The sequence below is a fragment of the Flavobacterium jumunjinense genome (assembly GCF_021650975.2).
GTDB lineage: Bacteria > Bacteroidota > Bacteroidia > Flavobacteriales > Flavobacteriaceae > Flavobacterium > Flavobacterium jumunjinense.
Genome location: NZ_CP091285.1, coordinates 3,769,105 through 3,793,283, shown reverse-complemented (window position 1 = coordinate 3,793,283; position 24,179 = coordinate 3,769,105). Strand labels below are relative to the sequence as shown.

General features: G+C 29.9%; 22 protein-coding genes and 1 tRNA gene. 12 read left to right on the top strand and 11 right to left on the bottom strand.

Annotated features, from left to right (window positions below; translation table 11 throughout):
• Positions 1-98: 98 nt before the first annotated feature.
• The 4 genes from L2Z92_RS17180 to L2Z92_RS17165 all read right to left on the bottom strand — a co-directional run bounded on the left by L2Z92_RS17180 (position 99) and on the right by L2Z92_RS17165 (position 3,641).
• Positions 99-431 carry a hypothetical protein gene (locus L2Z92_RS17180; RefSeq protein ID WP_236455798.1) on the bottom strand — a complete coding sequence of 111 codons (333 nt, stop codon included), beginning with the start codon at positions 429-431 and terminating at the stop codon, positions 99-101.
• A gap of 360 nt (positions 432-791) precedes the next feature.
• A complete protein-coding gene (locus L2Z92_RS17175) occupies positions 792-1,520 on the bottom strand; it encodes an NYN domain-containing protein (RefSeq protein ID WP_236455796.1) in 729 nt (242 codons plus the stop codon).
• A gap of 379 nt (positions 1,521-1,899) precedes the next feature.
• The gene (locus L2Z92_RS17170; protein ID WP_236455795.1) at positions 1,900-2,991 is read right to left on the bottom strand and encodes an SMP-30/gluconolactonase/LRE family protein; all 1,092 of its coding nucleotides are present in this window, start codon (positions 2,989-2,991) and stop codon (positions 1,900-1,902) included.
• A gap of 50 nt (positions 2,992-3,041) precedes the next feature.
• Positions 3,042-3,641, bottom strand: coding sequence for a Crp/Fnr family transcriptional regulator (locus L2Z92_RS17165; RefSeq protein ID WP_236455793.1), 600 nt, complete (start codon positions 3,639-3,641; stop codon positions 3,042-3,044).
• Between the two features lie 275 nt (positions 3,642-3,916).
• Here L2Z92_RS17165 and L2Z92_RS17160 point away from each other — a divergent pair, with 275 nt between their 5' ends.
• Genes L2Z92_RS17160 through L2Z92_RS17150 form a run of 3 tightly spaced genes read left to right on the top strand, consistent with a single transcriptional unit; the run spans position 3,917 to position 6,439 of the window.
• Positions 3,917-4,792 carry a hypothetical protein gene (locus L2Z92_RS17160; RefSeq protein WP_236455792.1) on the top strand — a complete coding sequence of 292 codons (876 nt, stop codon included), beginning with the start codon at positions 3,917-3,919 and terminating at the stop codon, positions 4,790-4,792.
• A 6-nt stretch (positions 4,793-4,798) separates the two neighbouring features.
• A complete protein-coding gene (locus L2Z92_RS17155) occupies positions 4,799-5,698 on the top strand; it encodes a hypothetical protein (RefSeq protein WP_236455791.1) in 900 nt (299 codons plus the stop codon).
• An 18-nt stretch (positions 5,699-5,716) separates the two neighbouring features.
• The gene (locus L2Z92_RS17150) at positions 5,717-6,439 is read left to right on the top strand and encodes a hypothetical protein (RefSeq protein WP_236455790.1); all 723 of its coding nucleotides are present in this window, start codon (positions 5,717-5,719) and stop codon (positions 6,437-6,439) included.
• Between the two features lie 90 nt (positions 6,440-6,529).
• On the opposite strand, the gene L2Z92_RS17145 is transcribed toward L2Z92_RS17150, so the two are convergent.
• From L2Z92_RS17145 to porX, 6 genes are all read right to left on the bottom strand, one after another.
• Positions 6,530-9,217: a T9SS type A sorting domain-containing protein gene (locus L2Z92_RS17145; protein ID WP_236455789.1), complete on the bottom strand. Its 2,688-nt coding sequence runs from the start codon at positions 9,215-9,217 to the stop codon at positions 6,530-6,532.
• Positions 9,218-9,809: 592 nt separating this feature from the next.
• Positions 9,810-9,887: transfer RNA gene (locus L2Z92_RS17140), tRNA-Val, on the bottom strand.
• An 83-nt stretch (positions 9,888-9,970) separates the two neighbouring features.
• A complete protein-coding gene (locus L2Z92_RS17135) occupies positions 9,971-10,357 on the bottom strand; it encodes a DUF4258 domain-containing protein (protein WP_236455788.1) in 387 nt (128 codons plus the stop codon).
• A gap of 123 nt (positions 10,358-10,480) precedes the next feature.
• Positions 10,481-11,677 (bottom strand): alanine dehydrogenase, encoded by a 1,197-nt coding sequence (locus L2Z92_RS17130; RefSeq protein ID WP_236455787.1) that lies wholly within the window; start codon positions 11,675-11,677, stop codon positions 10,481-10,483.
• A 110-nt stretch (positions 11,678-11,787) separates the two neighbouring features.
• A complete protein-coding gene (tsaE, locus tag L2Z92_RS17125) occupies positions 11,788-12,201 on the bottom strand; it encodes a tRNA (adenosine(37)-N6)-threonylcarbamoyltransferase complex ATPase subunit type 1 TsaE (RefSeq protein WP_236455786.1) in 414 nt (137 codons plus the stop codon).
• Between the two features lie 71 nt (positions 12,202-12,272).
• Entirely contained in the window at positions 12,273-13,826 is a 1,554-nt protein-coding gene (gene porX / locus L2Z92_RS17120) for a T9SS response regulator signal transducer PorX (protein ID WP_236455785.1), read from the bottom strand.
• A 219-nt stretch (positions 13,827-14,045) separates the two neighbouring features.
• Between porX and L2Z92_RS17115 the strand changes: the two genes are divergently transcribed.
• From L2Z92_RS17115 to sucD, 8 genes are all read left to right on the top strand, one after another.
• Positions 14,046-15,281, top strand: a complete 1,236-nt coding sequence (locus tag L2Z92_RS17115; protein ID WP_236455783.1) for an HD domain-containing protein — start codon at positions 14,046-14,048, stop codon at positions 15,279-15,281.
• 110 nt (positions 15,282-15,391) lie between these two features.
• Positions 15,392-16,408 carry a UDP-3-O-(3-hydroxymyristoyl)glucosamine N-acyltransferase gene (gene lpxD, locus L2Z92_RS17110; protein WP_236455782.1) on the top strand — a complete coding sequence of 339 codons (1,017 nt, stop codon included), beginning with the start codon at positions 15,392-15,394 and terminating at the stop codon, positions 16,406-16,408.
• A gap of 14 nt (positions 16,409-16,422) precedes the next feature.
• Positions 16,423-17,811: a bifunctional UDP-3-O-[3-hydroxymyristoyl] N-acetylglucosamine deacetylase/3-hydroxyacyl-ACP dehydratase gene (locus tag L2Z92_RS17105; protein ID WP_236455781.1), complete on the top strand. Its 1,389-nt coding sequence runs from the start codon at positions 16,423-16,425 to the stop codon at positions 17,809-17,811.
• Positions 17,812-17,818: 7 nt separating this feature from the next.
• Complete coding sequence (lpxA, locus tag L2Z92_RS17100; RefSeq protein WP_236455780.1) at positions 17,819-18,604, top strand: acyl-ACP--UDP-N-acetylglucosamine O-acyltransferase; 786 nt, start codon at positions 17,819-17,821, stop codon at positions 18,602-18,604.
• A gap of 155 nt (positions 18,605-18,759) precedes the next feature.
• Positions 18,760-19,320, top strand: coding sequence for an elongation factor P (efp, locus tag L2Z92_RS17095; protein ID WP_236455779.1), 561 nt, complete (start codon positions 18,760-18,762; stop codon positions 19,318-19,320).
• A gap of 70 nt (positions 19,321-19,390) precedes the next feature.
• Positions 19,391-20,332 (top strand): UDP-3-O-(3-hydroxymyristoyl)glucosamine N-acyltransferase, encoded by a 942-nt coding sequence (locus tag L2Z92_RS17090; RefSeq protein ID WP_236455778.1) that lies wholly within the window; start codon positions 19,391-19,393, stop codon positions 20,330-20,332.
• Positions 20,322-20,684, top strand: coding sequence for a nuclear transport factor 2 family protein (locus L2Z92_RS17085; RefSeq protein WP_236455777.1), 363 nt, complete (start codon positions 20,322-20,324; stop codon positions 20,682-20,684). Before L2Z92_RS17090 ends, L2Z92_RS17085 begins: the two co-directional genes overlap by 11 nt.
• Before the next feature lie 87 nt (positions 20,685-20,771).
• Positions 20,772-21,644: a succinate--CoA ligase subunit alpha gene (sucD, locus tag L2Z92_RS17080; RefSeq protein WP_236455776.1), complete on the top strand. Its 873-nt coding sequence runs from the start codon at positions 20,772-20,774 to the stop codon at positions 21,642-21,644.
• A 65-nt stretch (positions 21,645-21,709) separates the two neighbouring features.
• Here the strand turns inward: sucD and L2Z92_RS17075 are convergent, their stop codons facing one another.
• Positions 21,710-22,891: a cytochrome-c peroxidase gene (locus L2Z92_RS17075; protein ID WP_236455775.1), complete on the bottom strand. Its 1,182-nt coding sequence runs from the start codon at positions 22,889-22,891 to the stop codon at positions 21,710-21,712.
• A gap of 501 nt (positions 22,892-23,392) precedes the next feature.
• Between L2Z92_RS17075 and fabG the strand changes: the two genes are divergently transcribed.
• The gene (fabG, locus tag L2Z92_RS17070; RefSeq protein ID WP_236455774.1) at positions 23,393-24,139 is read left to right on the top strand and encodes a 3-oxoacyl-[acyl-carrier-protein] reductase; all 747 of its coding nucleotides are present in this window, start codon (positions 23,393-23,395) and stop codon (positions 24,137-24,139) included.
• The last annotated feature ends 40 nt before the right edge of the window (positions 24,140-24,179 follow it).

The window sequence follows — 24,179 nt, the reverse complement described above, 5'->3', positions numbered from 1 at the left end:
TAAATAGTTTAGCAAGTTAATGTGTTTTTTTAGTACTAAAAAATTACAAGGACTAATAGTAAACAAACCGTTATTATTCTGATTTAGGCAGAAGATTTCTATTTTTTTAAAACTTGCAATAAGACTTCTTTCTCTGCTTTTAAAATTTTAATTTCTTGTTGTAATTGAGCAATGGTTTCGTCTTTTGTATCGTTTTCTAGAACTGTAGTCGAGTAGGACTTGGGTAGTAATAAAGCAAGATCTTGAAAAAAGTTGTATTGCAATGCATGGCATAAATCCCACAAGGATTGGGTTTGTATGCTTGGACGTTTTTGAAGATACCCAATGTAGCTACTTTTTTTATTGAGTTTTCTAGCTAGTGCAGCTTTCCTAATTCTGTTTTTTAAAAAATAAGCATTTATAATTTTACTAATGTCTATCGTTTTTTCCATATTTAATTAGTTTTTTTAGGTATTAAATATACAATAATTGTTATTAAATACCCAAAATGTGATATTAAATATCTAAAAAATGATATTTAATACCCAAAAAATGATATTAAATACCTAAAAAGTGACATTAAATATCCAAAAAGTGATATTTAATACCCAAAAATTGATGTTAAATATCTAAAAAGTGATATTGAATACCTAAAAAAGTGGTATTTAATACCCAAAATATGATATTTAATACTCAAAAAATATACTTAAATATCCAAAAAATAGCGTTTAATTCTATTTATTTAGAATTAAACGCTATTTTTTAAGTATACTTATACTTGTTTAAGTGATTGATAAAGAATACTGTAATCTTTATTTGTTTTTCACAAAGATTAGTTTGTATCTGCTTTTTGGATTTTCTCTTTGTTCAATTTCAAAACTGCCAATAGATTTTATAAGCGGTGTTAATTTTTCAAAACCATAATTTCTAGAGTCAAAGTTGGGTTGTTTTTTCTGTAATAAACTTCCAACATCTCCAAGGAAAGCCCATCCTTCTTCATCGGACAAATCGTTAATTGTAGCAGAAATAAGTTTTATTTCTTTCTTAGTGATTTTGTCTATTTCTGTTTCTGGCACCTGTTTCTGATCATTTTTCTCTTCCGTTTGTTTCTTTAAAATTTCAATATAGATAAACCTATCGCAGGCAACAATAAAAGGATTTGGTGTTTTTTTCTCACCAATTCCAATTACTTCCATTCCTGCTTCTCGCAGTCTCGTTGCTAAGCGTGTAAAATCGCTATCGCTAGAAACAAGACAGAATCCACTAACTTTTTCGCTGTAAAGAATATCCATGGCATCTATAATCATGGCAGAATCGGTAGCGTTTTTACCCGTAGTGTAACCGTATTGTTGAATTGGCGTTATTGCGTTTTCAAGGAGTAGGTTTTTCCATTTTGATAAATTTGGCTTTGTCCAGTCTCCATAAATTCTTTTTATTGTAGGATTACCATATTTGGCAATTTCCTCCATCATTTCTTTTACATGTGCTGATGGTATATTATCAGCATCAATTAGAACTGCTATGTTTAAATTTGTATTCATTTTTATTTTCTAATGATTTTTATATCAGTAAGTAGTTACTGTTATAGTATTGTTCCCAATTTTAGTTTATATATAAAGTAACTATCTTGATGTTTTTCAGTTGTTTAGTGTCCATTAATGAATGTATTATACATTTTTAATACCCAAAATTAATCAAGACCTTGAGAAGGTACTACTATAAATTTTAATTGACTACGAAGATAACTAAAATTTATTTTTTTGACTATAAAAAAAGGATTCAGATTGAATATAAGAAAATTAATTTTTCATTTTAAAACTTTCAAATTGGTTTTAAAAAGTAAAGACACTAATTTCAATAATCATTACAAATCTAATTGTGATACTATATGAAATTAGCGTCCTTTTTTAAGCTCCTTACTTATTCTATTTTCCATTTAGAAATATAAGCTGTTCTATCACCACCTATATATAGATGATTATTATATTCAGTAATTGCACTCGCTTCGGGAACAATTGTTCCTGTAGTGTCGTAGTAGGTTTTTAGTATATGTCCTTCTGGAGCGACTTTCATTAGCATTCCAAAAGGTTCAATTTCGGGTTGCATCCATTTTGGTAGTGCAAAAATGAGTTTCTTTTTAAAAACACTTGGGTGGGCAGCATCTAGATCTTTTATCCTTTTTGTAGAAAATCCTAACCAGAAATTCCCGTCTTTGCTTTTAGAGATTCCATTTGGAAAACCAGGAAGATTATCTATAAAAATTTCTGTAGTTCCTTTTTTCTCCCCTTTTAGCCAGTGTTTTAATATGCGATAACGTGAAGTTTCTACAAAGAGTAGATAATCGTCATTTTTCGAAATTGCCACACCGTTTGGAAAATAGTTTCCTTTTGTAAGTGTTTTTACTTTTTTTGTTTTCGGATTGTATTGATAGAGTCCACCGTCTTTTTTCTGCTCAAAGATGAGTTGCATTATATTATCCATATTAAAATCTAACTGACTTGAAGAGTTTGTAAAATAAATCATTCCGTCGCTAGCTATGTCTACATCATTTGGAATTTTAATTGGGTCACCTTCTTCTGTTTTAGTGGCTAGAACAGTTATTTCTCCATTTGGATTGATTGAAATGAGCCCTCTCGATAAATCGCAAGCAATAAGATTTCCTTTTTTATCAAAATCCATTCCTGCAACCCAAGATTTTGTGTCTGAAAACACAGATACTTTTCCATTAGGTGTAATTTTTAAAATTTTACCGATTGAGAAATCTTCTTTTTGAATATGTGAACCACAATAGAGGTTACCTAGACTATCTATGGCTACATTTTCAGGACCAAAACCCATAGTAAGATGAATCTTTTTGGAAGAGGTAAGAAGTTCATTGGATTGATAAACACCTGTATTTTCGGGTAGTTTTGGTGGAGACCAAGCAAATGGAGTAATTGCAGTAAGTTGAAATGTTATGAGCAATACTATAAATATAACAATGCTAATAATGAGGCTTTTTTTCTTTTTCATTTGTATTCTTTTTAAATGTAATACAAAGGAAACCGAAAAATTTATGACATTTATTGATAAATGTTAAGGCTTTTTTTTCTTATTCTGCTAAGAGATTCCGGTTCTATACCCAAATAGGATGCAATGTGATATTGGGGTACGTTTGAAATAATTTTTGAGTCGTGAGATTTTACAAAATCATCATATTTATCGTTTGCCTTTTTAGATTGCAATATTCTATTTCTAGTGGCAATACACAAATATTTTTGTTCTGTAAATATTCGTCCAAAACGTTCAAATTTTGGAAATTGTAGATAGAGCGCTATTAATTTTTCGTAAGAAATGCTTATTAATGTTGATTCTTCAATTGTTATTAAAGCTTCTAATGATGGGCTGTGTGTAATTAAACTTGAAAATGAAGAAGCAAACTGATTGTCGGTCACAAAGGAAACATTTATTTCTTTTCCTTCTTCTAAATAATATAAACGCAACAATCCTTTTTTTATGAAATATATTTTTGTTTCTCTTTGATGAAAATTCGTTAGAATCGATTTTGGAGGTAAAGTTAATACTGGGTCACACAATTCGATAAATGCTTCCCATTCTTCAAGATTGAAGTTAATATGTTGATCGAGTAGGTATTTGAGTTGGTTCATACTTTTTGAATTCATTCTATTACTTATTCTTTCAAAAAATAGAATAGAACATTTTTTACTACTCAAATATAATTGTTTCTCTACTGGTTCACTAGTATTTCTAGCTCATTTTATTAAAATAGCAAATATGTTTTTATTTAAATATTGTAAAAAGGGTGAGTTTACCCTTTGTAAATCAGGCAATTGCCTCTGTTTTAATGTTTTTATGTTGATGATATTTGCATTGTGATTTATTTACAAGCAGGGAAGCCGAAAACTGAATAGAGTAGGCTAATACAAATTTTGAAAAAATGGCATTAACAAATTTTTCTGATGTTACAGGAATTTTTCCTGAAACAGTATTCAATACAATTATTGAAGAAGTAATGATGCAACGACCTAGTATTTTTAACTATGCGTCGAAAGATTTAATTAAAAATAATAATTATTGTTCACCAATTAATGTGAAACCCGTTCTGAAAACTATGGGTATTGATTTGTGTACAGAAATTAGTAAGATTCCAATTCCAGGAAGTAATAATCCTAATTCTGGTTTGGATTTTTGTGTTCAATTAAAAGAATTAAAAGTAGACTTTAATCCAACCAATACAATAACATTACCTCCAGAACTTGGTAGTTTAGCGATACAACAGTTCGCGTTGAAAGGAACAGTTTGCGCTGGTTTGTCTTGTGGAAAGCAACTGAAGTTTATTGGAGGTCTTTTTGATTCTGTTAAGAGTAAAGAAGCAATTACAGTTCCTAAAAAAATTAGAGATAGAAAACTTCCTATTAAAAATACTGGAATTAAAGATATTAAGGATATTAAAGATTTTGAAATTTCTACAGGTTTAAATTTCAACCCTTTTAATCAAGCACGTCTTTCTTGTTTTTGTTTAAATTTCTTTGCTAAGCTTACTATAGTAAACGAAAATGGTTTCTTAAAAATGAAACTTTTAGGAATTGAAATTCAGGATATAAGACCACTTGGACTAGAGAATTCTATAGAATGCTATTTAAAACATCTTTTAGACGATGTTGTTTTTCCTAAAGTAAAATTAGCAATTCAAGATTTATCTTTTAATGTTCAGAATTACTTTACTATTGGTTTGACACCTACATCTGCTCAGGTGCCTTATAATCCAAATGTGTCAAATGATAAAATTTCAGTCTTTTTTAATATAAATTAATAAATTATGGGAACAGTACAAATTGCTTTATCTGAAAAAAGTATTCAAAAGGTGGTTAAGAAAGCCATTGATAATTTTCATGTAACAAAATCTGGAGCTTCAAACGGTCGCTTTAGAGCTTCTTATAATTTAGGAGTGAAGTTACATGGAGGAACAGTTGATTTACAAAATAATCCTGATGAAATTAAAATTTCTGAACTGGATGTTGTTTATGATCCATTAAATGTTAAACTAGAAATTGATATTCCAGAAATGTGTGTAGGTGGTTTTTGCATTATTCCAAGTCCTTTTGGTGGATGTTGGCTTAGAGCACCAAAAATCTGTATTTTTTCTGCAAATCCAGATATTTCTATTCCAATTAATTTAGATGGATTAATAGAATCTGAAATTTCTGGAGGATTCAAGCATGAAATTAAGTTTTTTGATAATCCTGCAAATGCTGGAATGAACGAATATCAAGCTCATGCAAATAATGTTGCCGATAAATGGCAGTTATTTCTAAAAGTAAATTGGCTAGATTTCGATTTAATTGATATTTCGGATACCGTTGGGAATATTTTAGATAAAATTATCGACAATTTCATTGATGGAATATTTGGTGGTTTGCCAGGTTGGGCGAAAAGTATTTTAAGTTGGATTTTACATGGAATTAGCGATATTATTAGAGGTATTCTGGATATTGTGGACGATATAGACGAATGGTTTTCTGATTTATTGGGTGTTAGTTTTGGAATTTTCGATTTTATTTTGACCGAAGTTGCTAATTACTTTTTAAAGAAAGCACCACTTTACCAGTTGCCAACACCATATCCTATTATGCCTGGAAATCCTCCTGTTTTATTACCTATTAAACAGTTAGGTGTAGATATTGATGCTACAGAAATGATTTTAAATATAGAAGTTTAATTTAAACATAAAGAAAAAATGAGTACAATTTTAAATAGAAACATTATTGAAACTAGTAATTTTTCAAATCAACTTTTAGGACCATTTTCATTTATTGTGCATAAACTGTCTGGTGAAGGCGATTTTATTGCTGAAATTTATGAACAAGGTAGATTGATTTCAAGGTTTAGTATTATTTGTTCAAAGGACTTTAGAGAAACTCAAGAACACGTAGATTTGAGTTTAGCAAACAATCAATTAATAAAAAATACTTTAAGACTAAACAATGAGAATGGTTATGTTTTGTTTTACAATTCTAAGGAATATAAAGACCATCAAATTGTTATTAAAAAAGGAAATACAATAGAATTTGATTCTACTAATCCAAGTTCAAAAGATTTATTTGGATTGAATTTATTGAAGCCTGGACAATATAAGTTAAGTTCGGCTTCTTTGAAAACGGATTTAATTTTAGATGTTAAATATCCTACTTTAGATGAAGCGCAAATTGGACGAGCAACGGGATCAATTCAATTAGATGCAACTAAGGTTTTGGGAAATAAGAGTCAAACTATTTTGCCAAATCAGGGATTAGTATTTAATTTCGCAGACAATTTTAAAGATTTTAAGATCGAATTTGTAAAAGAAAATCAACCAAAAGTAAACAAAACTATTATTGATGAATTGAAGGCTAAAGCTAATTTAACTTCAAAGAAAAATAAAAAAGATAGAGTAATTAAGAAATATTCTTTGAAAAAATAAAGCACAGATCAACTATAAAATATAGCACAAATAAGGCTGTCCATATGGACAGCCTTATTTTTTAATCATAGTTTGGGTACTATTTAGAATTTATTCAATTATAATCTTTTTAGTTTCTGCACCATTATTAGTAACAACTAAAAGAATATAAGTTCCTTTTTCAAATCTTGAAACATCAATTTTTGTTTCATTGACTTTGTTTATATCTTGATAAACAGTTTTACCATGCATGTCAAATAATTGGATGTTTTGTACTTTATTTTTTGAAGGCACAGTTACATTTAAAACATCTTTTACAGGGTTTGGATATGCTAATACATCTAAATTTTTAGCAGTATTTGTTTTAAAATTTATAGGTGAATTTACTGCCATTTCCGAAAGATTGAAATGAAAACAATTTTCACATCCTGTAACTGGGTTTCTTACTTTTATTGAAACCCATGTATAAGCAGGAATTCCTGTTAGATAAAAGTTTGCATGTGTCTCTTGGGCTGTTGTACTTCCAGGGAACAACGTACCTCCACAACCAATAACATCAGCTTCTAAATTTGAATACCTGACCTCAACTTCTAATGGTGTATTAGTTGTTGAAGTTATTGTTAGTTGTCCCACAGATGGGTTAAGTAAAGTTTTACTAACAGAAACTCTTAAATCGTTACGAGGAATATTTAGACAAAGTTCTTCACTACTACAAGTACCATTAACTCCAACCAAACATACACTTCCTGCAGTTGTGGCATCTAATTGTAAAGTAATAAAAGGGTATCCATTACCACCATCTGTTATTGTCCATTGAGTTGGATGGCTCCAAATATAGTTTGTTACATTCCCTGTAATATTTGCTGTAAAAGTTACTGTTGGCGTTTGTCCAAAAACAATACATGGCTGATTACTACTGATACTATTAATTTCTGGTATTGGTTTAATATCAATTGTGGTTGGTAAAGAAGCACAACCCGTAGCTGAATATGTAGTTATTGATACAGTTGCGTTCTCACTTAATGCAGTAAATGCATATGGATTCGTTATTGGAAATGGAGGAGAAGTTACATTTCCACTAGCTTTTATAACAGTTGCAATCGCATATGCTGCTCCATCAGAAGTAACATTATATGTATATTGTTGACCTGGTATAATACAAGTATCACCTGTAATGCTTGGTTTCTCTGGTCCAATTTCAAAATCAAATGTAGCTGTTTGTGTAGTTGAACATCCTTCTAAGCTTGCTGTAACCGTATAGTTACCTGAAACTCCAATTCCAGATGTTGGAGGTGTTACTGTTAAGGTATTACCATTATTTTGAAGATTAAAACCTGCTAATTGAGGAGTTATTGACCATGTGTATTGACCGAACGGACTAGCTGTAAAAGTAAAAGCATCTGTTGTATTGCGTTGCACACATAGAGGTCCTGTAATCGTTGGTGCAGCACCTTCACGATTAATATAAATTAATGTAGCTTCACTCGTACAGTTGGCATCTGTGCTACTAACTGCTTTTATTTCAAGAAAACCACTCAAGTTATCATTAAATGTAATATTTATCGGATTACTACTAGCATCTACAATCCAGTTTGGATTAAGTTCAATAATTCCATTTACATTTTTAAATGGTGTAACTTGATAGCTTTGTCCTGTTAATAATGCAGGTAAAGTTATTGATTTTGTACTTCTGCTTGCTTCTGGTACACAAAAAGTGGTTTGAGTTATAATTGGCCTTATTGGACTTACAGTAATCGCTCTAGTAAAGCTTCCTCCACATTCATTAATTACTTTAACAGAAAAATTTCCTTTTATACTTGGTAAAGTTCCATTATATTTTATGGTTGCTGAATTTCCATAAAGCACTTGTGAATTAATATAAAAATCTGGATTATTTGCAGGAACTAGGTTTCCAGCACTATCATATAATTCCCATCTAAAAACTGCATTTCCAGCAAGTTCATCAGGAATACTATACACTACAGAGTTTGTATTTGGGTCTAAATTATTATCTCTTAGACACGTTGGCCCATTTATTTCTGCTGGCACGATATCTTTTAATATTTCTAAATCAATAGCAGGATCACATGTCAAGGTACCACAAGGGTCTGAAATAAAACCGCGAATGAATCCTTTTCCTGCATTTGGTCCTGTTGTTTTGAAAGTAATGCTTGACGAAAATGGATTTGTATTTGTAGTTTGTGTTCTTGAAACAATTTCTGCACCTCCGTTAACTACCCAAAATACGTTTAATTGACTAGGATTAGTAATTGTAATCGTTTCTGATGAACCATCATTGCTTAAACAAACCCAACCTCTTGTTGTTTGAATTCCGTTAGGTGTATGAATAGTTGTTGAGCTTGTAATTGATAAGTTATTTAGATTCGCAGGTGAAGGTACTATATCTATATATGGTGTTAAACCATTACTATTTATAGCTTTAATTCGACCACGACCATTAACTATTACTTCAATAAAAGTGTCTGTTGTGTTAGAAATGACACTTGTTCCACTAGTGTTAGTACTTACAGGTCTAATTTTAATAGCTCCTGAATCGACTATCCATGTTAGGCTTTCTCCATTAACTAGATTTGGAGAGTACTTTAAAGTAATTACTGAACCACAATAATAAGACGTACTTGGATTTACAATAGAAATTTGTGCATTTGCTATGCAAAATGTAAATAATAAGCTAAGCGTTAGCAAAGCTTTTTTAAGGAATGTATTTTTTTTCCTTTTTGTACATTCATGAAGACTTCTATCTTCACATTGTTTGTTGATTGTTTGTTGTTTGTTCATACGTGTTTGTAAAAATTAAATTAATAAAAAGTTAGCGTTAAAAATACTTTAGGTATTTATAGTTTAATTTCATTAAAAAGTTTCCCATTCTATTTAATGTTTCTATATAATTTAGTGTCTCTTTTTTGCAAATAGAGTCCATTGTTAATCTATTGAAAATTAACTTAATAATTCAATTTTGGTATTACGCTTTAATTAAAAAATAATTACTTTGTTGTTGCATTTTAATTAAAAGCTAGTCTAGTTTTTGAAGTGTTGTGATGTTTTGTTCTGCAAATTAAAGGAGAATTTAAGCACTATTTTCATAGAACTTAAAAACGCATTTGTTCGTTTGAAATTTGTAGTAGTTGAACTTAAAAGCGTATAAAATTACTTAAGCTAATATATTTGAATGATTAAATTATTACAGCCTAGTATGTTTTCAAGGATTAAGTCTAAATGTTTTTTGAAACAATTTTTAATTTTAATTATTTCAAAACGTTTCGTAATAGAAGAAGATATGTGTCGAAACCCCTTTTTGATTAAATAACTTTTAAAGTAGAGTAGAAGTAGTATAAAACAAAAAATCCTACATTTCTGTAGGATTTTAAATTGGTGGGCGATGAGGGGTTCGAACCCCCGACCCCCTCGGTGTAAACGAGGTGCTCTGAACCAGCTGAGCTAATCGCCCCAATAAATAGCATCCGTTATTCCCGTATTGCGAGTGCAAATATACAAGGAATATTTATATCTGCAAGCTTTTTTTAAAAAAAATTATTTTTTTTCTATCTTTTCTAAAAGTACTTTATCTGTGAAGTTAATCATAGTTACCGTAATTTCTTCATTACTAGAATTTTGCCCTTCTATAATGTAAATTTTACCTTTTTTATAGGCTTTATTACTTTTTGAAAAATCTACATCTCCAAATTCTAATGTTTTTTTAATGTCATCTAAATTTACCCAATTTTCTTCTAAAGTTGCTTTTGCTTCTGGTGAATAGTTTAGGGATTTACTTCTTAAATCTTTTAGAACACGACAATTTGGTAAATAGCAAAACATAACTCCTTTAGCTTCTGCTTTTGCTCCAAGAAATTGAACAACTGCAAATATTCCTAAAAATAACCCAAATAGATAAAAGGCTAATCGAAATCTTAATTTCATTGTATTTATTTTTTTTTGCAAATATAGCAATTTTGGTACTGCATTAGCGATAGTAATGGCATCCTTTTATTTGTAAAGAACAAATAAAAGATAGAATGGATAGCGCGACCTTTAGGGAATGCCCTAAAAAACAATAAGATTAATATCTCTATACTCTAAATTGAACCAATCTGCAATGGATCTATTTGTTAATAAACCATGATAGAAATAAATTCCGTTTTTTAATCCTCTATTGCAACGAATGGCACTTTCAATTCCGCCATCTTCAGCAATTTGGAGTAGGAATGGAGTAATTATATTACTTATAGATAATGAGGCTGTTTTTGAATAACGTGAAGGAATATTAGGAACGCAATAATGAATTATATTATTCTTTATAAAAGTTGGCTTTTCATGAGTAGTTATTTCTGAGGTTTCAAAGCAACCACCTGTATCGATACTAACATCTACTATAACGGCTCCTTTTTTCATGTGTTCTACCATTGTTTCTGTTACTACAATTGGAGTTCTGTTTTTTCCTCTCATAGCTCCAATAGCAACATCACATCTTCGTAAGGCTTTTAATAATGCTTTTTCTTGAATTGTAGATGTAAATATACGTTGATTGAGTGTGTTTTGTAGGCGTCTTAATTTTGTAATTGAATTATCAAAAACTTTAACGCTTGCCCCAAGTCCAATTGCTGTTCTTGCTGCATATTCTGCAACTGTTCCAGCTCCTAAAATAACAACTTCTGTGGGAGGAACACCTGTTATGTTTCCAAATAATAATCCTTTGCCTATATTTTGATTAATCATTAATTCGGCAGCAATATGTATTGAGGCAATACCTGCAATTTCGGATAATGATTTTACAGCAGGATAGGAGCCATCTTCATCTTTTATGAATTCGAAGGCTAGTGCTGTAATTCTTTTTAAAGCTAAGGCTTCAAAATAGGCTTTTCTTTGTGTTTTTAATTGTATTGCAGAAATGATAATGGTTTGAGGATTCATCATTTCTATTTCTGGAAGTGTTGCAGGTTCTACTTTTAGAATTATTGGACAAGTGAATACTTTTTTAGTATTATTTGTTACTTCTGCACCTGCTTCAGAATAGTCTTTATCACTATAACTTGAACTTTCACCGGCTCCAGCTTCTATCATTACACGATGTCCGTGTGAAACTAAAGAGCTAACTGCATCTGGTGTTAAACAAATTCGTCTCTCTTGATATGCCGTTTCTTTAGGTATTCCGATGAATAAATCGCTCTTGTGATTTATGATTTCCAACTTTTCTTCCTGTGGGAGTAACTGCATTTTTGAAAACGGACTGTATATTGACATGATAGGTTAATCTAAAGTTGAGCCAATTTAGGAAATTTTTTATTATTTGAAAATAGAACTTATATAAAAGAGTTAACATTTTATCATTAATAACTTCTTTTAGAGTATGCTTAATTATTTAAAACAAGTGTTCTACTATTATCTAAATTCTGCTTAATATGTATTGTTGCATGGTCTATTGGAATTAGATTTGGTGTTTTTTCTGGCCATTCTATAAAACACCAATTTCCAGAATAGAAATATTCATCTATTCCCATATCATAAGCTTCGGTTTCAGTATTTAAACGGTATAAATCAAAATGATAGATGATTTCTCCATTTTTTGCTTCGTATTCATTAACTAATGAAAAGGTAGGACTACTAGAATTACTTTGCACACCTAATTCGGTAACAATAGCTTTAATTAATGTAGTTTTTCCAGCTCCCATTTCTGCATGAAAAGTAATTACTTTTTTTAGAGAAGGAGTAGCTAAAATTTGTTTTGCGATATGCTGTATTTCGTTTAGGGTAAAGTTTATTGTCATATATTATTGGTTTCTAAATATTACCACAGTTAAATTAATAATAACTCCAACTGTGGTATTTATGTTCTATTTTATTTTGGTTCCAATACCATAAAAGGAATTATCATTTCTTCTAGTGAAATTCCTCCATGCTGATAGGTATTTCTATAATAACTTACATAATGATTGAAATTGTTTACATAGGCTAAAAACAGATCGTTCTTTGCAAAAATAAATGAACTACTCATGTTTAATGCAGGAAGTCCAATCTTTTTAGGATCTTTAATTGAGTAAACATCTTTGTCTTCAAAAGTTAAACTTCTTCCCGTTTTATAACGCAAATTTAAACTTGTATTTTTATCTCCAATAACTTTTGAAGGATTTTTACAATTTATTGTACCATGATCAGTTGTTATAATTAATTTAAAGCCTTGTTTTTGAGCTTGTTGTATAATGTCTAATAATGGAGAGTTTTTAAACCAACTAACTGTTAATGAACGATATGCTTTATCATCTGAAGCTAGTTCTTTTACTACTTCCATTTCTGTTTTAGAATGTGAAAGCATATCTACAAAATTATAGACTATTGTTGTTAAATCATTTCCTTTAAGTCCTTTGAAATTTTCAGCTAATTTTTTACCATCTTTAAAGTTGGTAATTTTATAATATTCTTGCTTAATATTTAATCCTAAACTCTTTAATTGTTCTGTTAAAAATTCTCCTTCATAAAGGTTTTTTCCTCCTTCATCAATGTCGTTTTTCCAATATTGAGGAAACTTTTTTTCCATTTCTAAAGGTGTTAAACCTGAAAAAATAGCATTTCTAGCATATTGTGTTGCTGTTGGTAAAATAGAGAAGTAGCTCACTTCTTTTTCTAATTTATAATGATTGCTAACAATTCCTTCAAAGGCTTTCCATTGATCGTATCGTAAATTATCAATAACAATGAATAGAATTGGTTTGTCTTTTTTTCTAATTTCTGGTGCAACTAATTCTCCAAATATTTTATGTGATAATATTGGTTTATCATCCGTTTTACTGAACCAATCTTCATAATTACGTTCAATGAATTTCCCAAATTGATTGTTTGCTTCAGCTTTTTGACTTTCTAATATTTCAACCATACTTTGGTCTTCAATATTTTCAAGTTCCATTTCCCAATATACAAGTCTTTTGTATAAGTCTACCCATTCTTCATAAGAATTTACCATAGCCATATCCATAGCTATTTTTCTAAATTCCTTTTGATAATCTAAGGTTGTTTTTTCAGAAACCAATCGAGAATGATCTAGGTTTTTCTTTAAACTTAATAGAATTTGATTAGGATTTACTGGTTTTATTAGGTAATCGGCTATTTTAGAACCAATTGCTTCTTCCATTATATATTCTTCCTCACTCTTCGTAATCATTATTACTGGAATTGAAGATTTTTTTTCTTTAATTTCTGAAAGTGTTTCAAGACCACTCAATCCAGGCATATTCTCATCTAGAAAAACAATATCGAATTTTGTTTCTGCAAATAAATCAATAGCATCCTGGCCATTATTACAAGTGGTTACCTCATAATTTTTCTTTTCTAAGAACAATATATGTGGCTTTAATAAATCAATTTCATCATCTACCCAAAGAATTTTTATTTTGTTCATATTGTGTTATTCCGTTTATTTATTATTGTAATTTCAATGCAAGTTAAGTATAACTTCAACGAGGATGTATTAAAAATAGTATAAAGTTTTATGAAATGTTTTAATATTATCTAAAAATAAATTTTTAATAGTCATTAAAAGGTATAAAACAACTTAAATTATTTCTATTTCTTTGAGTAATATTTAATTCATTACATTTGTTGTCCTAAATTTATACTTGTGATTCAAACCAATAAATTAAAAATTTTTAACGATCCAATATATGGTTTTATTTCCATACCCAATACACTCATCTATGATTTAATACAGCATCCTTATTTTCAAAGATTAAGAAGGATTTCACAAATGGGTATGTCATACCTAGTTTATCCAGGTGCACATCATACTCGTTTTCATCATGCTTTGGGTTGTTTGCATATTATGCAAAAAGCAGTACAAACATTACGATTTAAAGGTGTAGAAATTTCAGATGAGGAACAAAACGCACTATTTATTGCAATTTTACTACACGATATAGGTCATGGCCCTTTTAGTCATGCTATGGAACATAGTATTGTTGAAGAAATTCATCATGAAGAATTGTCTTTATTATTTATGGAGCAATTGAATAAAGAATTTGATGGAAAACTTTCACTTGCAATTCAAGTTTTTAGAGGAGAGTATCACAGAAAATTCATGCTTCAATTAATTTCAAGCCAATTGGATATGGATAGAATGGATTACTTAAGAAGGGATAGTTTTTACAGTGGAGTAGCAGAAGGTAACATTAATAGTGAGCGTTTAATCCAAATGATGAATGTTCAGGATGATGTACTGGTTATTGAAGAAAAAGGTATTTACTCAGTTGAAAAATTTTTAGTTGCTAGGCGATTAATGTATTGGCAAGCTTATTTGCACAAAACAAGCCTTGTTGCTGAGCTAACTTTGACTCGTATTTTAAAAAGAGCTAAAGAATTAACACAAAAGGGTGTTGAATTAGAAGCAAGTAAGCCGTTACAGTATTTCATGAAAAATAAAGTTTCTTTATTAGATTTTGATGAAACAATTTTGAATACTTTTTCTCAATTAGACGATTATGATGTTCTTGGAGCCATTAAAGCTTGGCAGTTTCATGAAGATTATGTTTTATCTACGCTTTGTAGAATGATTATAAATCGAGATTTGTTGAAAATTAAAATGCAAGATGAAAAACCAAGTAAGGAAATTCTTAATCATTATAAAGAAGATTTTTTAAAAATTAAATCATTAACCGATAAAGAATTAGACTATTTTATTTTTAAAGGAAAGGTTAAAAACCAAGCCTATGATAAAGAAAGTGAGCCAATTAGGATATTAAAAAAAGACAAAACTATTGAAGACGTTGTTGAAGCGTCAGACCAATTACACTTAAAAGCACTATCTAAGACTGTAACAAAATATTTTATATGTTTTCCAAAAGTAGTCTTAGAAGTATAACTATTTGATTTAATTTTATATTTTTGTCAGAATAAATTAGAGTCACTCTATTTTTTAGACAAACAAAAGGAGTAAAATCCCATTTTTAGTCGATAATTTAAATAAAGTAAATGAAATTTACAGCAGAGCAAATAGCAGGTATTTTAGAAGGGGAGGTTGTAGGTAACCCAAATGCAGAGGTTTATAAGTTAGCTAAGATAGAAGAAGGTACAGATGGATCTTTAACTTTTTTAGCAAATCCAAAATACGGAAGCTATATTTATACAACAAAAGCTACTATTACAATTGTTAATAAAACGTTTCATCCAGAACAAGAAATAGCAACAACTTTAATTAAAGTTGAAGATGCTTATAAATCTTTTTCGAAGCTATTAGAATATTATAATCAAGTAAAATTAATGAAATCGGGTATTGAACAACCCTCTATGATTTCTGAGAATGTGACTTATGGGCAAGGATTATATTTAGGTAGTTTTTGTTGTATTGGAAAAAATGTAATAATAGGAAAAAACGCAAAAATATATCCAAATAGCTTTATAGGAGACAATGTAGTAATTGGTGATGATTGTGTTTTCTTTGCAGGTGTACGTATTTATTCAGAAACGGTTATTGGTAATAATTGTACTGTACATTCCGGAGTAATTATTGGTTCAGACGGTTTCGGATTTGCACCACAGGAAGATGGGTCCTATACAAAAGTTCCGCAAATTGGTAATGTTATCATAGAAGATAACGTAGAAATTGGATCTTGTACTACTATAGATAGAGCAACATTAGGAGCTACAGTTATAAAAAAAGGAGTAAAACTAGATAATCAAATACAAATTGCTCACAATGTTGAAATTGGTGAAAACACCGTAATTGCAGCCCAAACAGGGATTGCAGGTTCAACAAAAATTGGTAAAAATTGTATGATTGGTGGTCAAGTAGGTTTTGCTGGACACTTAGTGATTGGAGACAATGTAAAAATTCAAGCGCAATCAGGAATCGGAAAAAATTTATCCGATGGAGAAGTGGTTCAAGGTAGTCCTGCTTTCAATTATGGTGATTTCTCAAAGTCTTATGTACATTTTAGAAATTTACCGAAAATAGTATCCGATTTAGAAAAAATTAAAAAAAACAACTAAACTTTACAATTATCATGGTTAAACAAAAAACCATCGCTAGCGAAATTTCATTAACAGGAGTCGGTCTACATACTGGTCAAGAAGTAAAAATGACATTTAAACCTGCACCAATAAATAATGGCTTTACATTTGTTAGAGTCGATTTAGAAGGCCAACCAATTATAGAGGCTGATGCAAATTATGTTGTAAATACTCAAAGAGGAACAAATTTAGAGAAAAGAGGAGTTAAAATTCAAACTTCAGAACACGTTCTTGCAGCTTTTGTTGGTTGTGATGTTGATAATGTAATTATTGAGTTAAACGCTTCTGAACCACCTATTATGGACGGTTCTTCTAAGTATTTTGTTGAAGCCATTGAAAAAGTTGGTGTAATTGAACAAGAAGGAGAAAGAAAAATATTTGTTGTAAAAGATGTAATTTCATATACAGATGAAGTTACAGGAAGTGATATAACAATTATACCTAGTGATACATATAGTGTTACTGCAATGGTTGACTTTGGTACAAAAGTACTAGGGACTCAAAATGCTAGCATTAAAAATATAAGTGAATTTAAAAACGAAATTTCAGACAGTAGAACTTTTAGTTTTCTACATGAATTGGAAATGCTTTTAAATAATGGATTAATTAAAGGTGGAGATTTAAATAATGCAATTGTTTATGTAGACAAAGATATTTCTACAGAAACAATGGAAAATTTAAAGAAAGCATTTAATAAAGAATCTATAACTGTTAAACCTAATGGAATTTTAGATAATCTAACGTTACATCATCCAAATGAAGCAGCTAGACATAAATTACTAGATGTTATTGGAGATTTAGCCTTAATTGGAACAAGAATTCAAGGGAAAGTAATAGCAAATAAGCCTGGACATTTTGTAAATACACAATTTGCAAAAAAATTGGCTAAGATTATTAAAATTGAAGAAAGAAATCAAGTTCCTGTTTATGATTTAAACAAAGAACCATTGATGGATATTCATCAAATAATGAAAATGTTACCTCATAGACCTCCGTTTTTATTAATTGATAAGATTTTAGAATTATCAGATAGTGGAGTTGTTGGTTTAAAGAATGTTACAATGAATGAACCATTCTTTGTAGGACATTTTCCAGACGCACCAGTTATGCCAGGAGTTTTAATTGTAGAAGCAATGGCACAAACAGGAGGTATTTTAGTATTAAGTACTGTTCCAGATCCAGAAAATTATTTAACATATTTCATGAAGATTGATAATGTTAAATTCAAACAAAAAGTGTTACCTGGAGATACTTTAATTTTTAAATGTGATTTAATTACTCCAATTAGAAGAGGGATTTGTCATATGCAAGCAAATGCCTATGCAAACGGAAAATTGGTTGCTGAAGCAGAATTAATGGCACAAATAGTTAAAAAACAATAATAATATTATGAATCAACCACTAGCATACGTTCATCCTGGAGCTAAAATTGCAAGAAATGTAGTAATTGATCCGTTTACAACCATACATAATAATGTAATTGTTGGAGAAGGAACTTGGATAGGTTCAAATGTAACCATAATGGAAGGTGCAAGAATCGGTAAAAATTGTAATATTTTTCCGGGAGCTGTAATTTCTGCTGTTCCTCAAGATTTAAAATTTGGAGGAGAAGATTCATTAGCTATTATTGGTGATAATACTACTATTAGAGAGTGTGTTACTATAAACAGAGGTACAATTGCTTCTGGACAAACTAAAATTGGTGATAATTGTTTAATTATGGCAACGGCACATATTGCACACGATTGTCAAATTGGTAATAATGCAATTATTGTTAACGGTGTTGCTTTAGCAGGACACGTTACTATTGGAGATTTTGCAATTATTGGAGGTTTGGCTGCAATACATCAATTCATTTCTGTTGGTGAACATGCGATGGTTTCTGGAGGTTCATTGGTAAGAAAAGATGTTCCACCATTTACTAAGGCAGCTAAAGAGCCACTATCTTATGTTGGAATTAACTCTGTAGGATTAAGAAGAAGAGGTTTTTCAACTGAAAAAATTAGAGAAATTCAAGATATTTATAGAATTTTATATCAAAAAAATTATAATACAACACAGGCTTTAAGTATTATTGAAGCAGAAATGGAAGCAACTCCAGAAAGAGATGATATTATTCAATTTATTAGAAATTCTTCTCGAGGTGTAATGAAAGGTTATACAGGTACAATATAATAATTCGAAATATATTTGAATTCCTTATCTATAGTTTGTAGGAACTTCATTTATGAGAAGAATATCGAGGTATTGTATTACACAATCAAAATTAATTGAAACTGTTACCTTTAGAAAGGTAAATATAATAAGCGAAAAATAAAATAACATATAAAATGGCAAGTACTTCAGATATTAGAAACGGACTTTGTATTAAATACAATCACGATATTTATAAAATTATTGAATTTCTTCACGTTAAACCAGGAAAAGGTCCTGCATTCGTAAGAACTAAATTAAAATCGTTAACAAACGGAAAAGTTTTAGATAATACTTTTTCAGCAGGTCATAAAATTGATGTTGTAAGGGTTGAAACACATACTTTTCAATTTTTATATGCAGAAGGTCAAGATTATCACTTCATGAATACAGAGTCATTTGAACAAATCTTTTTAAATAAAGATGTTTTAGATGCTCCAGATTTATTAAAAGAAGGAGAAAATGTAATGATTCAGGTAAATACTGAAACAGATTTACCATTATCTGTAGACATGGCAGCTTCAGTTATTTTAGAAGTAACCTATACAGAACCAGGAGTTAAAGGTAATACAGCAACAAATGCTACAAAGCCTGCAACAGTTGAAACTGGAGCTTCAGTAAATGTACCTTTATTTATTAACGAAGGAGACAAAATTAAAATTGATACAGCTTCTGGTAAATACATGGAGCGCGTATAATAAAGTAATAGTGAATAGTGATTAGAAAAGGTAAACTAATCACTTTTTACTAATCACTAATTACTATTTTATGAAATTCAATAGAAAACATAGTCTAAAAGAAATAGCAACATTAATAAATTCTGAATTTGTTGGTGATGAAGATTTTCCTGTTCTTGGTATGAATGAGATTCATGTTGTCTCATCTGGTGATATCGTTTTTGTAGATCATCCGAAATACTATGATAAAGCTTTAGAATCAGCAGCTACAATTATTTTAATCAATAAAGAAGTCGATTGTCCACAAGGAAAAGCATTATTAATCTCTGATGATCCTTTTAGAGATTTCAATACATTAACGAAACATTTTAGACCATTTCAATATGCAAATGTTTCCATTTCAGATTCAGCTGCAATAGGAAAAAACACTCTCATTCAACCTAATTGTTTTGTAGGTAATAATGTTACAATTGGAGATAATTGTATAATACATTCTAATGTTTCAATCTATGATAACACAGTTATAGGAAATAATGTAATTATTAGTGCAGGAACTATTTTAGGAGCAGATGCTTTTTATTACAAAAAAAGACCGGATGGATTTGATCAATTACTTTCTTCAGGAAGAGTAGTGGTTGAAGATAATGTAGGTATTGGTGCACTTTGTACAATAGATAAAGGTGTTACAGGTGATACAACCATCGGTGAAGGAACAAAAATTGACAATCAAGTTCATGTTGGACATGATACAGTTATTGGAAAAAAATGTTTAATTGCTGCTCAAACTGGAATTGCGGGTTGTGTAATTGTTGAAGATGAAGTAACACTTTGGGGACAAGTTGGAACAACAAGCGGAATAACAATAGGTACTAAAGCCGTTGTTATGGGACAAACAGGTGTAACAAAGTCTATAGATGGAGGAAAAACCTATTTTGGAACACCAATTGAAGAATCTAGAGAGAAATTGAAGCAATTGGCCAATATTAAAAAAATTCCTCAAATTTTAGATCAATTAAAAAAAGATGACAAATAAAGAGCTTATTCAAAAAATATACCTAGAAGATGGTATTAGAGATTCTGAAACTCTAGAAAAATATTTTCATCAGGATATTGTTTTAGAATGGACAAGTTCTGATGGAGATTTAGTGTTGCATAAAAACGATATAATTAAAATTTCTAAGGAATTATTTTCAAATTATAGTGCATCATATATAGATATTACTCATTTAATTGAACAAGATAATCAAGTAGTAATAAGGTATAATCATAAGGTTGCTACTATTGAAAATCCCGATGAAATAATGTTAATTGCTAAATTTATAGTGATTTGGGAGTTCGAAAATGGTAAAATAATAAAAGGCTATCAAATAAGTCAACCTCTTTAAAGAAAAAATAACAAAAAAAAGCCTAGTTTTTTTTACAAAAAACTTACTTTTGCAAGACAATTTAAAAACTAATATAATAATCATATCATGAGTGTTTTAGTAAATAAAGATTCAAAAATAATAGTTCAAGGTTTTACAGGTAGCGAAGGAACTTTCCACGCTTCTCAAATGATTGAATACGGAACAAATGTTGTTGGTGGTGTAACTCCAGGAAAAGGGGGAACTTCACATTTAGATAGACCTGTTTTTAATACAGTTCAAGAAGCTGTAGATAAAGCTGGTGCTGATACTTCAATTATATTTGTACCACCTGCATTTGCTGCCGATGCTATTATGGAAGCAGCTGATGCTGGAATTAAAGTAATTATTTGTATTACGGAAGGAATTCCTGTTGCAGATATGATTAAAGCATATGACTATATTCAATCTAGAGATTGTCGTTTAGTTGGACCTAACTGTCCAGGTGTAATTACTCCAGGAGAAGCAAAAGTTGGAATTATGCCAGGTTTTGTATTCAAAAAAGGTAAAGTAGGTATTGTTTCTAAATCAGGAACATTAACTTATGAAGCAGCTGATCAAGTTGTTAAACAAGGTTTAGGAATAACAACTGCTATTGGAATTGGTGGAGATCCAATTATTGGAACTACTACTAAAGAAGCAGTAGAATTATTAATGAACGATCCAGAAACTGAAATCATCATTATGATTGGTGAAATTGGTGGACAATTAGAAGCAGATGCTGCTCGTTGGGTAAAAGCTGATGGTAACCGCAAACCAGTTGTTGGTTTTATCGCTGGTGAAACTGCTCCTAAAGGTAGAACTATGGGTCATGCTGGTGCAATTGTTGGTGGAGCTGATGATACAGCAGAAGCTAAAAAACGTATCATGAGAGAAAACGGAATTCACGTTGTTGATTCTCCTGCAGAAATCGGTAAAAAAGTAAAAGAAGTTTTAGGATAATATTTTCTTAAAATAGTAATATAAAAGTCCCAAATTTTTGGGACTTTTTTGTTTTATATAATTTATTAAAATGGAGAGCTCCATTTAGAATTTGTGTAAACATCAGAACCTGATAAAGTAATTAGAAATGCTTGTAATGCACTCATTTCTGCTCCAGTCATATTGAGTTGTTGTCCATTTCCTCCGGGTTGTAATCTTGCATCAAGATTTGTATTGCCAGGAGCTAAATTAATTGTATTATAATGACCTATAGCAGCCTGAAGATTTGGAATATTTCCAGTATGCATTAATGTTGTGTTCAATATACCGTTAGGATTTACTAAATCTCTTAATGAAGGTGCTCGTGTATTGGTTAAATCTATTCCTGTCCCATTTATAGTTCCAATTATTCCATTATTTAATGTGTTTGGGTCTATGTCAAATTCTGGTGCCCTATGACAGCCAGCACAACCAACTCCACCACCAATACGTGAACCAGATCCATCAAACTGAGGTGGTGATAAAAATAAATTTTTACCTAAATTTTCTTGTTGCGTAAAATTTGAAAATGCTTGATTATCATTTGCTACTAGAGCTCTTCCAGCATCATATTTTGAGTCAAAAGATTGAATACTTCTTATAAATTGTGCTAAAGCATTTTGAATTTTAATTTCTGTAATCTCTTCAGAGCCATAAACGAAACTGAACAACTCTTTATAATACGCTACTTCATTTAATTTTATAATTAAATCATTAAAAGATAAATCCCCATTAGTTCCACTAAATCCCATTTCTCCATGATCTTTAATAGGCATAGTGGTTTGAATCTCTAAAGTTGTAGCTCTTTCGTCCCAAAAGAATTTTGTTTCATTAGAAAATCTAGCATTAATTAAACGCATTGAATGTCTACCTGTTGTTCCATTTACTCCTGTACTTGCTATTACATTATCTCCAAACGCATTAGATTGTTTATGACAACTTGCGCAAGCAATTGAGTTACTGGAGGATAATTTTTTATCATAAAACAACACTCGTCCTAATGTTGCACCTTTATCCGTTATAGGGTTTATTAAACCATTGTCTTTAGTTATGTAATTAGGAATTGTTTGATTTGCGTAATTATCTAAATTATCGGTATCAATTGTATTTCCAAATGTAGCCAGGATACTAGGATAACTTACAATATTTTCATAACCATCGTCAGAATCATTATTACAAGATATAATTGAAAAAACAAATAAAAATAATAGTACTCGATTAGTTTTCATAGGCATAATTTTATAATTAATATGATTTGCTATTTTTTAGACATTAAAACACTTGAAAGGTTTAAAATTAATTTTTAATTAAGTGTATTTATTCCTATTTAGACTATGTATATTTTATACTCTTCTTTAATTATTTTCTTTAGGATATGAAAATTTTATATTAAAAAGTAATTCTTTGTTTCTTAAAGTCTTTGAAAACGCTACATTTTTTAAATATTTAAAGGTCAGTAAAAAGACGAGAAGATGCTTAAATAGAATAATAAAATGTTTTATGTGATATTTTGTTTAATGTTTTTTTATAAAATTATGCTTAAAAAACAATATTTATTACTTTTTTTTAATTTATATAATGCGTTATTCGTAGTTTAAACGTTATAGTTGGATAACTTTATGAAAAATATTCAATAATGGTTAAAATAATTTATAATTAACTATTTTGATATTCTGTTTTATAAACTTTAAATTATTAATATATTTGGGTCACAATAAAGACAAACTAAAATGAAATTATTAGAAGGAAAAGTAGTTATAATAACTGGGGCAAGCCGTGGTATCGGTAAAGGAATAGCTGAAGTATTTGCTAAAAATGGGGCTAATGTAGCTTTTACATATAGCTCTTCTGCTGCTTCTGCACAAGAATTAGAGAATGAATTAAATGCTTTAGGAGTAAAATCTAAAGGATATCAATCTAACGCAGCAAATTTTGATGAATCTCAAAAATTAGTTGAAGATGTACTTACCGATTTTGGTACAGTAGATATTTTAATCAACAATGCTGGTATTACAAAAGATAACTTATTGATGAGAATGAGTGAAGAAGATTACGATAAAGTAATTGAAATCAACTTAAAATCTGTTTTCAATATGACAAAAGCAGTTCAAAAAACAATGCTTAAAAACAGAAAAGGTTCTATTATTAACATGAGTAGCGTTGTTGGTGTTAAAGGTAACGCAGGACAGGCAAATTATGCAGCTTCTAAAGCAGGAATGATTGGATTTACAAAATCGATTGCCTTAGAATTAGGTTCTCGTAATATTCGTTGCAATGCAATTGCTCCTGGTTTTATTGAAACAGAAATGACTGCAAAATTAAATGAAGATGTTGTTAAAGGATGGAGAGAATCAATTCCTTTAAGAAGAGGTGGTTCTCCTGAAGATGTTGCTAATGTATGCGTGTTTTTAGCGTCAGACATGAGTGCTTACGTTACTGGACAAGTTATTAATGTTGACGGTGGAATGTTAACATAGAGCATTAAAGATACTCGGTTCTTAGTTTACAGTTACTAAT